The organism is Halomonas chromatireducens, assembly GCF_001545155.1.
Classification (GTDB): domain Bacteria; phylum Pseudomonadota; class Gammaproteobacteria; order Pseudomonadales; family Halomonadaceae; genus Halomonas; species Halomonas chromatireducens.
In genome coordinates, this window is sequence record NZ_CP014226.1 from 3,743,113 (window position 1) to 3,757,273 (window position 14,161).

The 14,161-nt window shown below is 65.5% G+C and carries 15 protein-coding genes; 7 read left to right on the plus strand and 8 right to left on the minus strand.

Annotated elements, in window-relative coordinates:
- Positions 1-728: 728 nt before the first annotated feature.
- Positions 729-1,637: a LysR family transcriptional regulator gene (locus LOKO_RS17335; protein WP_066451945.1), complete on the minus strand. Its 909-nt coding sequence runs from the start codon at positions 1,635-1,637 to the stop codon at positions 729-731.
- Positions 1,638-1,723: 86 nt separating this feature from the next.
- On the opposite strand from LOKO_RS17335, the gene LOKO_RS17340 reads away from it, so the two are divergent.
- Positions 1,724-2,662, plus strand: coding sequence for a DMT family transporter (locus tag LOKO_RS17340; RefSeq protein WP_066451946.1), 939 nt, complete (start codon positions 1,724-1,726; stop codon positions 2,660-2,662).
- Here LOKO_RS17340 and trmB read toward each other — a convergent pair.
- From trmB to thiS, 3 genes are all read right to left on the minus strand, one after another.
- A complete protein-coding gene (trmB, locus tag LOKO_RS17345) occupies positions 2,589-3,335 on the minus strand; it encodes a tRNA (guanosine(46)-N7)-methyltransferase TrmB (protein WP_066451947.1) in 747 nt (248 codons plus the stop codon). The genes LOKO_RS17340 and trmB overlap by 74 nt on opposite strands.
- Before the next feature lie 27 nt (positions 3,336-3,362).
- The gene (locus LOKO_RS17350) at positions 3,363-4,160 is read right to left on the minus strand and encodes a thiazole synthase (protein ID WP_066451948.1); all 798 of its coding nucleotides are present in this window, start codon (positions 4,158-4,160) and stop codon (positions 3,363-3,365) included.
- A gap of 62 nt (positions 4,161-4,222) precedes the next feature.
- Positions 4,223-4,423, minus strand: coding sequence for a sulfur carrier protein ThiS (gene thiS / locus LOKO_RS17355; protein ID WP_066451949.1), 201 nt, complete (start codon positions 4,421-4,423; stop codon positions 4,223-4,225).
- A 95-nt stretch (positions 4,424-4,518) separates the two neighbouring features.
- Here thiS and LOKO_RS17360 point away from each other — a divergent pair, with 95 nt between their 5' ends.
- Positions 4,519-4,896, plus strand: coding sequence for a DUF423 domain-containing protein (locus LOKO_RS17360; RefSeq protein WP_066451950.1), 378 nt, complete (start codon positions 4,519-4,521; stop codon positions 4,894-4,896).
- A 68-nt stretch (positions 4,897-4,964) separates the two neighbouring features.
- Here LOKO_RS17360 and LOKO_RS17365 read toward each other — a convergent pair whose 3' ends face one another.
- Together LOKO_RS17365 and LOKO_RS17370 are read right to left on the minus strand one after the other, a co-directional pair.
- A complete protein-coding gene (locus LOKO_RS17365; RefSeq protein WP_066451951.1) occupies positions 4,965-5,378 on the minus strand; it encodes a PaaI family thioesterase in 414 nt (137 codons plus the stop codon).
- 170 nt (positions 5,379-5,548) lie between these two features.
- Positions 5,549-7,723, minus strand: a complete 2,175-nt coding sequence (locus tag LOKO_RS17370; RefSeq protein WP_066451952.1) for a malate synthase G — start codon at positions 7,721-7,723, stop codon at positions 5,549-5,551.
- A gap of 300 nt (positions 7,724-8,023) precedes the next feature.
- Here LOKO_RS17370 and LOKO_RS17375 point away from each other — a divergent pair, with 300 nt between their 5' ends.
- Together LOKO_RS17375 and LOKO_RS17380 are read left to right on the plus strand one after the other, a co-directional pair.
- Positions 8,024-9,001 (plus strand): alpha/beta hydrolase, encoded by a 978-nt coding sequence (locus LOKO_RS17375; protein WP_066451953.1) that lies wholly within the window; start codon positions 8,024-8,026, stop codon positions 8,999-9,001.
- Positions 8,998-9,495, plus strand: coding sequence for a hypothetical protein (locus LOKO_RS17380; RefSeq protein ID WP_066451954.1), 498 nt, complete (start codon positions 8,998-9,000; stop codon positions 9,493-9,495). Before LOKO_RS17375 ends, LOKO_RS17380 begins: the two co-directional genes overlap by 4 nt.
- Before the next feature lie 30 nt (positions 9,496-9,525).
- On the opposite strand, the gene LOKO_RS17385 is transcribed toward LOKO_RS17380, so the two are convergent.
- Together LOKO_RS17385 and LOKO_RS17390 are read right to left on the minus strand one after the other, a co-directional pair.
- Positions 9,526-11,031, minus strand: a complete 1,506-nt coding sequence (locus LOKO_RS17385; protein WP_066451955.1) for a YifB family Mg chelatase-like AAA ATPase — start codon at positions 11,029-11,031, stop codon at positions 9,526-9,528.
- 72 nt (positions 11,032-11,103) lie between these two features.
- Positions 11,104-11,457 (minus strand): accessory factor UbiK family protein, encoded by a 354-nt coding sequence (locus tag LOKO_RS17390; protein ID WP_066451956.1) that lies wholly within the window; start codon positions 11,455-11,457, stop codon positions 11,104-11,106.
- Positions 11,458-11,742: 285 nt separating this feature from the next.
- Between LOKO_RS17390 and LOKO_RS17395 the strand changes: the two genes are divergently transcribed.
- The 3 genes from LOKO_RS17395 (at position 11,743) to glnK (ending at position 13,881) form a co-directional block, all read left to right on the plus strand.
- Positions 11,743-12,081, plus strand: a complete 339-nt coding sequence (locus tag LOKO_RS17395) for a P-II family nitrogen regulator (RefSeq protein ID WP_066451957.1) — start codon at positions 11,743-11,745, stop codon at positions 12,079-12,081.
- 54 nt (positions 12,082-12,135) lie between these two features.
- Complete coding sequence (locus tag LOKO_RS17400) at positions 12,136-13,386, plus strand: ammonium transporter (protein ID WP_066451958.1); 1,251 nt, start codon at positions 12,136-12,138, stop codon at positions 13,384-13,386.
- A 156-nt stretch (positions 13,387-13,542) separates the two neighbouring features.
- Positions 13,543-13,881: a P-II family nitrogen regulator gene (glnK, locus tag LOKO_RS17405; protein ID WP_043518541.1), complete on the plus strand. Its 339-nt coding sequence runs from the start codon at positions 13,543-13,545 to the stop codon at positions 13,879-13,881.
- The last annotated feature ends 280 nt before the right edge of the window (positions 13,882-14,161 follow it).

The following is a 14,161-nucleotide window of genomic DNA, read 5'->3' on the forward strand; positions in this document are numbered from 1 at the left end:
ATGGCAGGACAGGTCAGACCGGCTCTCCGCCACGCTGTGAAGATGTATGGCCGCTGTTGAGGCCGAGTCGGAGATCAGCTCGGAGAGCGCGCATCCCATCATGGCCAGGCACCGATGCAGTGCCGCTGACAGGCCGGATATAAGCGTGCAGTCTCACCCCCGCCGATACGTTTCGGGCTTGCACAACGGGACTGGTCCATATAAGCATCTTTAGATCGCGACTGGAGGCGAAAGCCTCCCGGCGGGGTTGCCAACGTTCGCGGCCATCACCGGCGTTTCAGCCTCCGCCAAGGCGCCAGTCGCGACGCGGAGCGGCGCTCCAACAATGATTCTCTCCACCGACGCTGCCACATCGCTGTTGGAGGAAGCTTTAGCTCACGACTGGAGACCGAAGGGCTCCCGGCAGTGTTGCCAGCGCTGGCGGTAACCGCCAGCGTTGCCGCCTCCGCCGAGGCGCCTGGCGGCGCCAGTCGCGACGCGGAGCGGCGCTCCAACAATGATTCTCTCCACCGACGCTGCCACATCGCTGTTGGAGGAAGCTTTAGCTCCGGTCCGACGCATCGGCGACTGGAGGCCGAAGGGCTCCCGGCGGTGTTGCCAGCGCTGGCGATGAGCACCAGCGTTACCGCCTCCGCCAAGGCGCCTGACGGCACCAGTCGCGATGCAGAGTCGGAGCGCCGAACCGAGCGCTCCAACAGCGATCCTATCCGCCGACGCTGCCGCTTCTCTCAGGGCGCGCCAGCACCGCGCCAGGGCCCGCGATGGGTCAGGCGATCGCGTAGCAGGTGGGCCATCGCTTCTGCCGCCGGCTGGGAGGCGGGGGGGATATGCGGGGCGAAATGGAGCCTCGCCTCACAGCGCTTGAGCGGTGGCATATTCTCCGCGGGGCCCAGCTCGCGCATGGCCCCGGTCAGTCGCTCGCGGTCGAGGACACTGATCGCCAGGCCCATTTCCACCGCCTTTTCGACGGCGTGGATGCTGGTGCTGGTAAAGACCGCATGCCAGGGCCGGCCGATCGCCTCGAGCGCTTCGATGGCCAGGGCCCGATAGGGGCAATCCACCTCGTGGAGTGCCAGGGGAAGGCGTGGCCTGTCGCTCAGGTCGCCGACCCGGGGGCCGGCCCACACCGGCGAGGTATGCCACAGTACCTCGCCACCGGGCAGCGGGTTGGGGCGGTCCAGCAGCACCGACAGCGTCAGCTGGGAGCGGCTCAGCTGTCGGGCCAGCTCGCCACTGGTGGCGGTCACGATCTCGAGCAGGACATCGGGGTGGTGCGCCATGAACTCCGGCAGCACGCTGCCCAGCAGCTCCCGCGCATAGTCTTCCGGCAAGCCCAGGCGCAGCTTGCCCCCCAGGCCGCGCCCGGTGAAGCGCGAGAGCATGCCGTCATGCAGCCGCAAAAGCTCGCGGGACTCCAGCAGCAGGGCCTCGCCTACCGCCGTGGGCTTCACGCCCCGGGAGCCCCGCTCGAGCAGCCGAGATCCCAGCGCCTCCTCGAGGCGCTTGATCTGCATGCTGATGGCGCCGACGGTGCGATGGCGCTGCTGTGCCGCGGCGGCCAGCGACCCCAGCTGGGCGGCCGCCTGAAAGCTGCGCAACAGCTCCAGGTCCAGCGCCGCAGACGAGACTTCAGACATGTTGAATGCTCACTCGAATAGTTATCGATTCATTGAAATCCATTTCTCCCTCATGCTCAAGGCCGTTCACCCAGGAGGGAGGAGAAATGCGAGCGTCATGGGTTTCACCGCTTATCGCCATGGGCTTCGTGGTGTGCTGGAGTTCCGGATTCGTCGGAGGCAGGTTGGCGACCGAGGCCGATACGCCCGTGCTGTCGCTGTTCGCCTGGCGTTTTCTGCTGGCGAGCCTGCTGGTCGCGCTCTGGTGGCGACTGGTCAGTGGTATTCGACTGGCCCAGCGCGATGTGGTGCGGGAAATGGCCGTCGGCAGCCTGACCATGGGCGGCTACCTGCTGGGGGTGATACTGGCGCTCGAGCAGGGCGTCAGCACCGGCGTGACCGCCCTGATCACGGCGCTGCAGCCGCTGCTCGCCGCGGCGCTGGCAGGGCCTTGGCTCGGTGAACGCCTGTCGGCCCGGGGCTGGGCAGGCATGGCCATCGCCACGCTGGGTGTATTGCTCTATGTGGTGGATGATATCGAGCATGGCGGCGGCAGTGCGCCGCTGTGGGCCTATGCGCTGCCGCTGGGTTCGGTAGTGGCCGTGACTCTCGGCAGCCTGCTCTCCGTTCGCTGGGCGACCGCCATGCCGCTGGCGGCGACCCTGATGGTACAGCTGTTCGCCGCCACCGGGATATTTACCCTGGCGGCAATGATCGTGGCGGGGGGCGCGCCGGCCCTGCCCACCGATCGGCTCAGCATCTCCGCGATCGGCTGGCTGGTGATGCTTTCCAGCCTGGGAGGGTACGGCTTCTTCGTCGCGAGCCTGCGCCGGCTCGGCGTGACCATGACCTCATCGCTGGTCTATCTTACCCCCGCGGTGACCCTGCTCTGGGCGGCGGCCATGTTCGGCGAGCTGCCGAGTGCCCAGGGCATCGCCGGCATGGCGATCGCCATCGCCGGCGCGGGCCTGGCTATGCACAGCGTCGATACAGCAGGTCCCAGACCCCGTGCCCCAATCGCTCGCCACGAACCTCGAACTTCGTGAGCGGGCGAAACGACGGCCGGGGGACGTAGGGCGCGGTCTCCGGCGAGGCAGTGTTGGCATAGCCGGGAGCGGCTTCCATGACGTCGGCCATCCACTCGGCGTAGGCCTGCCAGTCGGTGGCCATGTGCAGCGTGCCGCCCATCTTCAGGCGCGTGCGGATCAGCTCGACGAAGGCGGGCTGGACGATGCGCCGCTTGTGGTGCTTCTTCTTCGGCCAGGGGTCGGGGAAGAAGAGCTGCAGCGTATCCAGGCTGGCTTCCGGCAGGCACTGCTCAAGCACCGCCAGCGCATCCTCGCGATAGATGCGGATGTTGCCCAGGCCGCGCTTGTCGGCCTCGTCGAGCAGCTTGCCTACGCCGGGGGCATGCACCTCGATACCGATGAAGTCGGTATCGGGGTGGCTCTCCGCCTGCTCAATCAACGAGCCGCCCATGCCGAAGCCGATCTCTACCACCCGGGGCGCCTGGCGTCCGAACAGGGCATCGAGGTCCTGTCGCCCATCCGCCAGGGTCAGTCCCAGGCGAGGCCAGACCTCCTCCAGCCCGCGCGTCTGGGCCTGGGTCATGCGTCCGGCACGCAGCACATAGCTCTTGATGCCGCGGCGGTGCAGGGGGGCATCCGGCCCTTCCGGGCCGGTGCTCGAGGTGACGTTGTCGTGGCGCTGGTCGCTCATGGAATCGATTGGGCTCTGGTAGGAAATTCAGCCGTTGATGCGGCCGGCAAAGGGCGACGAGGGATCGGCGCTCTGGCGGCGCGGCATGCGCCCGGCCAGGAAGGCTTCACGGCCGGCTTCGACGGCTTTCTTCATGGCACTGGCCATCAGCACCGGCTGACGGGCATGGGCGATGGCGGAGTTCATCAGCACGCCGTCGCAGCCCAGCTCCATGGCCATGGCCGCATCCGAGGCGGTGCCGATGCCGGCGTCGACCAGCACCGGCACGCCGGACTGTTCGATGATCAGCCGGACGTTGTGCGGGTTCTGGATACCGTGGCCGGAGCCGATCAAGGAGCCCAGCGGCATGATGGCGCAGCAGCCCATCTGCTCGAGCTCCCGGGCCACGATCGGGTCGTCGCTGGTGTAGACCATGACGTCGAAGCCATCCTTGAGCAGCACCTCGGCCGCCTTGAGGGTCTCGACCACGTTGGGATAGAGGGTGTGGTCGTCGCCCAGCACTTCCAGCTTGACCAGCTTGTGGCCATCAAGCAGTTCCCGAGCCAGCTTGCAGGTACGCACGGCATCCTTCGCCGTGTAGCAGCCCGCGGTATTGGGCAGCAGGGTGAAGCGCTCGGGCGGCACCACGTCCAGCAGGTTGGGCTCGCCGGCCTCCTGACCCAGGTTGCTGCGGCGCACGGCGAAGGTGACCACCTCGGCACCGGAAGCGGCAATGGCTTCGGCCGTCTCGTCGAAATCCTTGTACTTGCCGGTACCCACCAGCAGCCGTGACGCGAAGGTGTGGCCGGCAATTCGCAGCGGTTGATCCTGAAAGAAGTCTGTCATCGAGTATGCCTTCGTAGGGTATCTGGAAAAGAACGGCTCATCGGACGCGTTCGTCTATCCACTCATCCACCGCCGATAGCGTGGACGATTTCGACCTGGTCTCCCTGGCTCAGGCGGGTCGTGTCGTGCTCGCTCCGGGGCACGATCTCCTCGTTGAGCTCGACGGCTATCCGTCGTCCTGTCAGGCCCAGGGTATCGATCAGTTGCGCCACCGTGAGATCGGCGGCCAGATCATGGGCCTCACCGTTGAGCTGGATCTGCATGGCGTCCTCTCTGCGTTGACGGGCCAATATTGTAGCCGGTTACGTCCCCTCGGGGTACGGTGAGCAGCGATACCAACCGACAGGGAGTGACATCGATGCAGGACCGATCCTGGTGGGGCATGGCAGCGGTGTCTGGTGCCCTGGTGGTCATGGCAGGCGCCTTCGGCGCTCATGCCCTGGAGGGCCAGTTGGCCCCGCGGCTGGCTGCCGCCTTCGAGACGGGGGTGCGCTATCAGGCCTGGCACACCCTGGCGATGCTGGCCGTGCTGGCCTGGCGCGCTGCGCACCCGCGTCGGGGACAGGGCGTGGTGCTGGGGCTTTGGACAGCGGGAATCGTGCTGTTCTCCGGCTCACTCTATGTCATGGCGCTGACCGGCCTGCGCGGGCTGGGCATGATCACACCCATCGGCGGCCTGCTGATGATCGGCGGCTGGCTGGCACTGGCGGTGTGTGCCCTGCGCGACCGCGCCTAGGCCGAACCTGACAAGTGCCTAGGCACTGGTCAGAAAAGTCACCGAACGCAGCCAGTCTCGGACAGTGCCTAGTCGCTGTCGGGCAGCACATAGGTTGCCGTCACCAGCGCCACCGGCGCCTCGTCGCCGGCGGAGAACAGCTGCACCTCGCCCACCGCCAGACGACGGCCCAGCTTCATGATCCGGGCATTGGCAATAATATCGCGATCCCCCCGAGGCCGGCGCAGGAAGCGGCAGTGCAGGTCGCTGGTCACGGCCATGGGCTCCGGGCCGATCTGGGCAAGGATGGCCACGTAGAGGCAGACGTCGGCCAGTCCCATCAGGGTCGGACCCGATACGCTGGCCCCGGGCCGCAGGTGCTCATCCTCGATGGCCAGGCTCATGGTGGCCCGCATCGGGCCGACGCCCTCGATGGTCCCCGCGCGCTGGGGAAATATCTCGTCGAGAAAGTCTTCGATGGCGGCGGCGGTCATCACGGTCATGGCATGGCTCCCTGGGGAAAGAGGTAATCGTGGGACGATCGGACCACGATAAACGAGGCGACCCGCCCCGCCCAGTCGTCGAACGTCGCCAGCATCAACGAAAACGCCCCCGCGGCTGGGTCGCGGGGGCGTGACGCCTGGCGTGCGGCCCATCGGGGGCCAACGCAGACCTACTTCGACTTGTGTACGGCGCGCCAGTGGTGCAGCAGCGGCTCGGTGTAGCCGGAGGGCTGCTCGCGACCCTTGAAGATCAGGTCGGAGGCGGCCTGGAAGGCCGTGGAGCCCTTGAAGTCGGCGCTCATCGGCGTGTAGGTGGGGTCCCCGGCGTTCTGCTCGTCGACCACCTTGGCCATGCGCTCCAGGGTTTCCTGGACCCGGGCACTATCCACCACGCCATGGTGCAGCCAGTTGGCGATATGCTGGCTGGAGATGCGCAGGGTGGCGCGGTCTTCCATCAGGCCGACATTGTGGATATCCGGCACCTTGGAACAGCCCACCCCGTGTTCGACCCAGCGCACCACGTAGCCGAGGATGCCCTGGCAGTTGTTGTCGAGCTCCTGCTGGATCTCGTCGCTGGACCAGTTCGCCTCGGCGGCCACCGGCACCGAGAGCAGGTCATCGAGCAGGTCCGGTTCGCCCTGGGCTTCCAGCTCACGCTGTATGCCGGTCACATCGACCTGATGATAGTGCAGCGCATGCAGTGTGGCGGCGGTGGGCGACGGTACCCAGGCGGTGTTGGCCCCGGCCTTGGGGTGGCCGACCTTCTGTTCGAGCATCGCCGCCATCAGGTCCGGCATGGCCCACATGCCCTTGCCGATCTGGGCGCGGCCGCGCAGGCCGCAGGCCAGGCCGACCTGAACGTTGTTCTTCTCGTAGGCGGCGATCCAGGCGGCGTTCTTCATGTCGCCCTTGCGGATCATCGGACCCGCTTCCATGGCGGTGTGCATCTCGTCGCCGGTGCGGTCGAGGAAGCCGGTATTGATGAACACCACCCGGGAAGTGGCCTCGGCGATACACGCCTTCAGGTTGACCGTGGTGCGACGCTCCTCGTCCATGATGCCCATCTTGAGGGTATCGCGGGCCATGCCCAGCAGGTCTTCCACCCGTCCGAACAGCTCGCTGGAGAACGCCACTTCCTTCGGGCCATGCATCTTGGGCTTGACGATGTAGACGGAGCCGGCGCGCGAGTTACGTGGCGCATCGCTTCCCTTGTTGAGATCGTGGAGCGCCAGCAGGCCGGTGACGATGGCATCGAGGATGCCCTCCGGCAGCTCATTGCCGTCGGCATCGAGCACCGCCGGCGTGGTCATCAGGTGGCCGACGTTGCGCACGAACATCAGTGAGCGGCCCGGCAGGGTCAGCTGGCCGCCATCGGGGGTGGTGTAGTCTCGGTCGCCATGCAGGCGGCGGGTGATGGTCTTGTCACCCTTGGCGCCCTGCTCTTCCAGGTCGCCCCGCATCAGGCCCAGCCAGTTGCGATAGACACCCACCTTGTCCTCGGCATCCACCGCCGCCACGGAGTCCTCGCAGTCCATGATGGCGGTCAGTGCCGCCTCCACCACGAGATCCTTGACGCCGGCCGGGTCGGTCTTGCCGATCGGGTGAGTCGGGTCGATCTGGATCTCCAGGTGCAGGCCATGATTGGCGAGCAGCACCGAATCGGGGCTTGCCGCCTCGCCGGTGTAGCCCACCAGCTTGCCGGCATCCTTGAGGCCGGTCTCGCGGCCGCCTTCAAGGGTCACCACCAGGTGGCCGTCACGCAGGACATACTTCACGGCTTCGCGGTGCGATCCGGTGGCAAGCGGGGCGGCGCGGTCCAGCACACCACGGGCATAGGCGATGACCTTCTCACCGCGCTTGGGGTTGAAGCTCGAGCCTTTCTCGGCACCATCCTCTTCGGAGATGGCATCGGTACCGTACAGCGCATCGTAGAGGCTACCCCAGCGTGCGTTGGCCGCATTCAGCGCATAGCGGGCATTGCTCACCGGCACCACCAGCTGCGGGCCGGCCTGAATGGCGACTTCGCTATCGACGTTACCGGTGGTGACCTTGACTTGCGCAGGAGCATCCGCCAGGTAGCCGATCTCCTTCAGAAAGCCGCGGTAGGCAGCCATATCACTCACCGGGCCGGGGTTTTCCCGGTGCCAGGTATCGAGCCGCTGCTGCAGACTCTCGCGCTCTGCGAGCAAATCCCGATTCTTTGCTGTCAGATCATGAAAGATGGCGTCGACGCCCGCCCAGAAAGTTTCTGCATCGATGCCGGTGCCCGGCAGGGCCTGCTCGGTAATGAAAGCGTCCAGCTCGGCGGCCACCTGAAGACGGTGGCGAGTGATGCGTTCTGACATGGGAATCTCCTCGTGATGGCGACGGACGAGACACAATCCGCAGCCGCAATCCGTGGGGGTGAAACCACTCTATGGCGCCAATTTTGTGGAAAATCGTTCCATATGTAAACCCAAGTGAAGGGTCAGGCGCACTAGACATAGGGTTAAGGGGAAGAATTTTGACCATTTGGTCAAGCCACTTTGCCCCATGCCTATCGCTAGGCTAGACGACTCCTGTGTAAACTGCGGCTTCAGCGCCATTCGACTGCCAGCAGCCATGAACGACTCGCAAGACAACCGGCTTACCTGTCGGAGGACATGATGACCGACTTCACCCCACTGCAGGCCCTGGGGCCCATCGCCCCCTTCGGCTCGGATGCCGGAGAGCCGCTGGCCGACTACCTCGACTATTATGGGCTGTCACCCTTGCTGACCGAGCACGTGGGTCTCTATGTCGGGTATCTGGAGACGGAGCGCTATCAGCTCTGGACCCAGGTCTGGAGCCCTCGCCAGGCGATAGGCACCGCCTTCGTGGTTCACGGTTACTTCGATCATCTGGGCCTGTACCGCCACCTGCTGGAGCGCCTGCTGGAGCGCGGCTGGCGCGTGGTGCTCTGGGACCTGCCGGGCCACGGCCTCTCCAGTGGGCGACGCGCCTGCATCGACGATTTCGACCACTATGGGGAGTGCCTGCGCGCCCTGCAGGATCAATTGAGCGACCGTGGCCTTGCACCAAAACCGTGGCTTGGGGTGGGCCAGAGCACCGGCGCGGCAATCCTCGCCACCGATGCCCTCAGCCGACCCGATGATGGGCACTGGTCCGGCCTGGTTCTGCTGGCGCCACTGGTACGCCCTTCTGGCTGGTCCCAGTCGAGCTGGCTGCATCTGCTGGTCGGCCCCTTCGTGCGCACACTGCCCCGGCGGTTCCGGGAAAACTCCACCGATAGCGAGTTCGCCGCCTTCCTGCGTGAGCAGGACCCGCTGCAGCCCGAGCACCTGTCGATGATCTGGGTCAGCGCCATGCGCCGCTGGATGCCGCAGATGCTGGCGCTTCCCCCCAGCCAGCTACCAACCCTGATCCTACAGGGAGAGCAGGACCTGACCGTAGATTGGGAGTGGAATCTTTCGGTGCTGGAGCGCAAGTTTCCCAATGCGCAAATTCATCGCCACCCGGAAGCGCGTCATCATCTGGTCAATGAAGCGGAGGCCATCCGCCATACGCTGTTCGCGGCCCTGGACGACTTCATCGTCGATCTCGAGCTTCCCTCCCAGATTGCCGACGAGCCTTTGCCCCGATGACGAAATTCAGTCCGATACTGAAATACACCACGCTGCTAGTGACGGCCCTGTTACTGGCGGGCTGCGCCACCCAGCCTCCCGAGCCCGACCCGATTCGCCGAGCCCTGCAGAACCTGAGCGACCGTGCCGCCGTTCGCCTGATGAACGTGGCCGAAATACAGCCCCCCCAGGAGCAGGTGCTGCTGCTCGATACGCCTTCGGTGGATACCAGTCTGAGCATCGCCTCCGAACGCTTTCTGGAAAATCTCACCCGGGCCATGCTGCGGATTTCGGATGGCCCGCAGGTGCTGGACTGGCGCCCCGCCATGGCCGGCGACAGCGGCGATCATCAGTGGCGCCTGGAGAGCCGGCTGGAAGCCACTGCGCCGCGCCTGCAGCTCTCCGACCGCGAACTGCTGCCCTACCGTCTTACCCTGTCGCTCTATCGCCCCGATGCCGACAGCGCGCTGTGGGAGACCGAGATCGAGGGCGCCTTCGATGCCACGGCGCTATAGGCCTCAGCGCAGTAGCGTGTAAACAGCCTCTTAGCCCTGGCGCTGACGATCCAGCTGGCGATAACCGATCGCCTCCATCAGCTCGCCGCGCTCCGGCTGCGGTTTGCCGGTAAGGTCGGCCAGGGTCAGCGCCACCCGCAGCACTCGATGATAGGCCCGAGCGGAGAGCCGCAGCCGCTCGAGCACCCCGGCCAGCCAGGCACGATCCGCCGTCGACAGGGCGCAGGCCGCCTCCAGCTCCCGGCTTCCCAGATAGGCATTGAGCGCCTCCCGGGCATACTGGCGCTCGCGGGCCGCCATGACTCGCTCACGCACCTCCGCCGAGCTTTCCCCCGTCTCGCGGGAGGTCAGCTGTTCCGGCGGCAGCGCCGGCACCTCCACCTGCAGGTCGATTCGATCCAGCAGCGGCCCCGAGAGTCGCGACTGGTAGCGCTGGATCTGAGCGGCGGTACACTGGCAGGCCTGGCGGGGGTCCCCCAGGTGGCCACAGGGACACGGATTCATTGCCGCCACCAGTTGAAATCTAGCGGGAAAGCGTCTTTCGTGGTTGGCCCGGGCGATATGGATCTGTCCAGACTCCATGGGCTCGCGCATCACCTCGAGGACATGGCGGCTGAACTCGGGCAGCTCATCGAGAAACAACACCCCCTGGTGGGCCAGGGATATTTCACCGGGACGCGGCCAGGAGCCGCCGCCCACCAGGGCCACGGCGCTGGCGGTATGGTGGGGCGCACGAAAGGGGCGACGCCCCCACTGCTCCGACAGCGGCAGGCCACAGACCGACCGGACGGCGGCCACTTCCAGGGCCTCCTCCTCGGTCAATGGCGGCAGGATGCCCGGCAGGCGGCTCGCCAACATGGTCTTGCCGGTGCCTGGCGGGCCCGAGAAAAGCAGGTTGTGGCCTCCCGCGGCGGCGATTTCCAGCGCCCGGCGCGCCTGGTGCTGACCCCGCACCTCGGCCAGATCCCCCTCGATGACCGGAGATAACGGCGGTGCTTCCAACTGGTGCGCCGCGATCGGTGTCTGGCCCAGCAAATGGGCGACCACCTCCAGCAGGTGGTCGGCGGGGAGCACCTGAAGGTCCCCGGCCAGGGCGGCCTCATCGGCACACTCCCGCGGCACGATCAGCTTCCGCCCCGCCCTGCGCGCGGCCAGGGCCAGCGGCAGCACGCCGCTGATCGGGCGCAGCCGACCGTCCAGCGCCAGTTCACCGACACTTTCGATACCCTCGAGGGCATCGCCGGGCAGTTGGCCGGAGGCCATCAGGATGCCCAGAGCGATGGGCAGGTCGAAGCGCCCGCCGACCTTGGGCAGGTCGGCGGGCGCCAGGTTGAGCACGATACGACGAGTATTGGGGAAGTCGAAGCCGGCGTTGGTGAGGGCGCTGCGCACCCGTTCGCGACTCTCCTTGACCGCAGTCTCCGGCAGGCCGACCAGGGTCATGCCCGGCAGGCCGTTGGCCAGATGTACCTCGACGAGAACCTCGGGGGCCTCCAGCCCCAGTCCGGCCCGGGTGGCAACGATTGCCAGCATCATGCGGTCCCTCGCAGTCAGTGTGCTTGATCACTATAGATTAGCACCGCTGCATAAAGACCGCCGAGCGGCCCGTCAACGCCCGGCTTCGCCGCCGCCAGCGTCTTCCTCGGGATGGCCGTCGTCGACTTTCGGTGCCTTGCCGGCTGTTGTTGCCTCGCCTGATGTGGTCACCTCGTCTTGGCGAGATGCCAGCGCCGCCTCGAGTGCGCTTACCTGTTGCTCCAGCGCTTCCACGCGAATGCGGGTGCGCTGCATGACGTCCATGAGGATGTCGAAGTCCTCTCGGGACACCAGATCCAGGCGATCGAAGGCACCGCGCACGACCTGCTGCACCCCCTTGTGGATCTCCTCCGGTGCCTGTGAGGCACCCTGCAGTCGCTCGCCCAGCTGCTGGGCCAGCCGGCTGATGGGATCTTGACTCGCCATGGTTCTCTCTCCAACGCATTGAGTTTGTCTACAGGATACGCAACGGCCTTGACTCGCGCATTCTCCTTTGCCGCCCCATTGCGAAGCACCTGCACCATTGCCGGGCATCATTGTGGTGCAGGGCGCTTCGCATAGGCCGTCAGCGGCGAGGAATGCAACGGAAAAACATATTGTAACAATATGAAATTAATCAGCTTTATAACAAACCGGCACGCATATCGCTTGGCAAGCGTAACTCATCCGACGGCAGAGCGCCGTCGTGCCATCCAAGCCGGGAGATTCGAGATGAAGCTCATTACCGCCATCATAAAGCCATTCAAACTGGACGACGTCCGCGAGGCGCTGGCCGACAACGGCGTCCAGGGCATCACCGTGACCGAAGTGAAGGGGTTTGGTCGCCAGAAGGGGCATACCGAGCTCTACCGCGGTGCCGAGTACGTGGTCGACTTCCTGCCCAAGGTAAAGGTCGAGGTCGCCGTGGATGATGCGCGCCTGGAAGGCGTACTGGAGGCCATCTGCAACGCTGCCAACAGCGGCAAGATCGGCGACGGCAAGGTCTTTGTCACGCCCCTGGAGGATGTCATCCGCATCCGTACCGGCGAACGCGGCGCCGACGCCGTCTGATAACGACACCGCTTGCAATGACAAGCTGTTTTCAAGGGCTCTGGAGAGATTCCAATGACTGAACTGGCAGAGTTGAGTTACGCGCTCGACACCTTCTACTTCCTGATCTGTGGCGTGCTCGTGATGTGGATGGCCGCGGGCTTCTCGATGCTCGAGGCCGGCCTGGTGCGCTCCAAGAACACCGCCGAGATCCTGACCAAGAACATCGCGCTGTTCGCCATCGCCTGCACCATGTACCTGCTGGTGGGCTATAGCATCATGTACTCGGGCAATGAAGGCGGCATCCTGCCCAACCTCGGCTTCCTGATCGGCGGCGAGAACAGCGTGGCGGCCGTCACCGCCGGGGGCGACGATGCACCCTACTATTCGATGCGCGCCGACTTCTTCTTCCAGGTGGTGTTCGTGGCAACCGCCATGTCCATCGTCTCCGGCGCCGTCGCCGAACGCATGAAGCTGTGGGCCTTCCTCGCCTTCGCCGTGGTGATGACCGGCGTCATCTACCCGGTCTCGGGCTACTGGACCTGGGGCGAAGGCTGGCTGGACGCCATGGGCTTCTCCGACTTCGCCGGCTCCGGCATCGTGCATCTGGCCGGTGCCGCCGCGGCCCTGGCCGGGGTGCTGGTTCTCGGTCCTCGCAAGGGCAAGTACGGCAAGGACGGCAGCATCCACGCCATCCCCGGTGCCAACCTTCCGCTGGCCACACTGGGTACCTTCATCCTGTGGATGGGCTGGTTCGGCTTCAACGGCGGCTCGGAGCTGAAGCTCTCGGACGTGGTCTCTGCCAACAACGTGGCCCAGGTTCTGGTCAACACCAATGCCGCCGCTGCCGGTGGGGTGATCACTGCCCTGATCCTCGCCAAGGTGTGGTTCCGCAAGGCCGACCTGACCATGGCCCTCAACGGCGCCCTGGCCGGCCTGGTGGCCATCACTGCCGAGCCACTGGAGCCGACGGCGCTGGGCGCCACCCTGATCGGTGCCGTGGGCGGCGCCATCGTCGTGGCCGCCATCGTCGGCCTCGACAAGCTGAAGATCGATGACCCTGTCGGTGCCATCTCGGTTCACGGTGTCGTCGGAATCTGGGGCCTGCTGGCCGTACCGCTCACCAACGGCGACGCGAGCTTCGGCCCGCAGATCATCGGCGGCCTGTCCATCTTCCTCTGGGTCTTCCTTGCCAGCCTGGCTGTCTGGCTGATACTCAAGGCCGTCATGGGCATTCGGGTCAGCGAGGAAGAAGAGTACGAGGGCGTCGACATTGCCGAGTGCGGCATGGAGGCCTACCCCGAGTTCAGCGTCGCCAACAAGTAACGACGCAGACCCCGTGAGCTGGCGTGCTCCACCTGGCCCCCTTCCGAGGGGGCTTTTTTATTCCCGCTCGTCGCGGTGTATGCTTGAACCCAACGAAACCCCACACTGCGAGGGGCTGCACCCAGCGAGCCCTCCCTGAATTACGAGGAAAAGACCATGAAACTGGTGACCGCCATCATCAAGCCATTCAAGCTCGACGACGTTCGCGAATCGCTCTCCGAAATCGGCGTTCAGGGCATCACCGTGACCGAGGTGAAGGGCTTCGGCCGCCAGAAGGGTCACACCGAGCTCTACCGGGGCGCCGAGTACGTGGTCGACTTCCTGCCCAAGGTGAAGGTCGAGATCGCCGTGGATGACGAGATGTCCGAGAAGGTCATCGATGCCATCACCCAGGTCGCCAACACGGGGAAGATCGGCGACGGCAAGATCTTCATCACGCCGCTGGAACAGGTGATTCGCATCCGCACCGGCGAAACCGGCAAGGATGCCGTGTAGTCAGAGAAAATAGGCGGCGCCGAACCAAAAAGGATCTTCACACTTTGGCGTGAAATGGCAAGGGAAGTCATGGCCGCGCTGTAGGAGTATCTTCAGATCACGACTGGAGGCCGAAGGACTCCCGGCGGCGTTACCGATGGTCGCGGTTATTGCCAGCGCGGCAGCCTCCGCCGGGCGCCTATCGGCGCCAGTCGCGATGGGAACCAGCGCTCCAACAAGGAGCGCCTGCGTCGCTGTCGTCGAGCCCCCTTCCGCAATGCAGCCTATGCAGAGCAAGTTC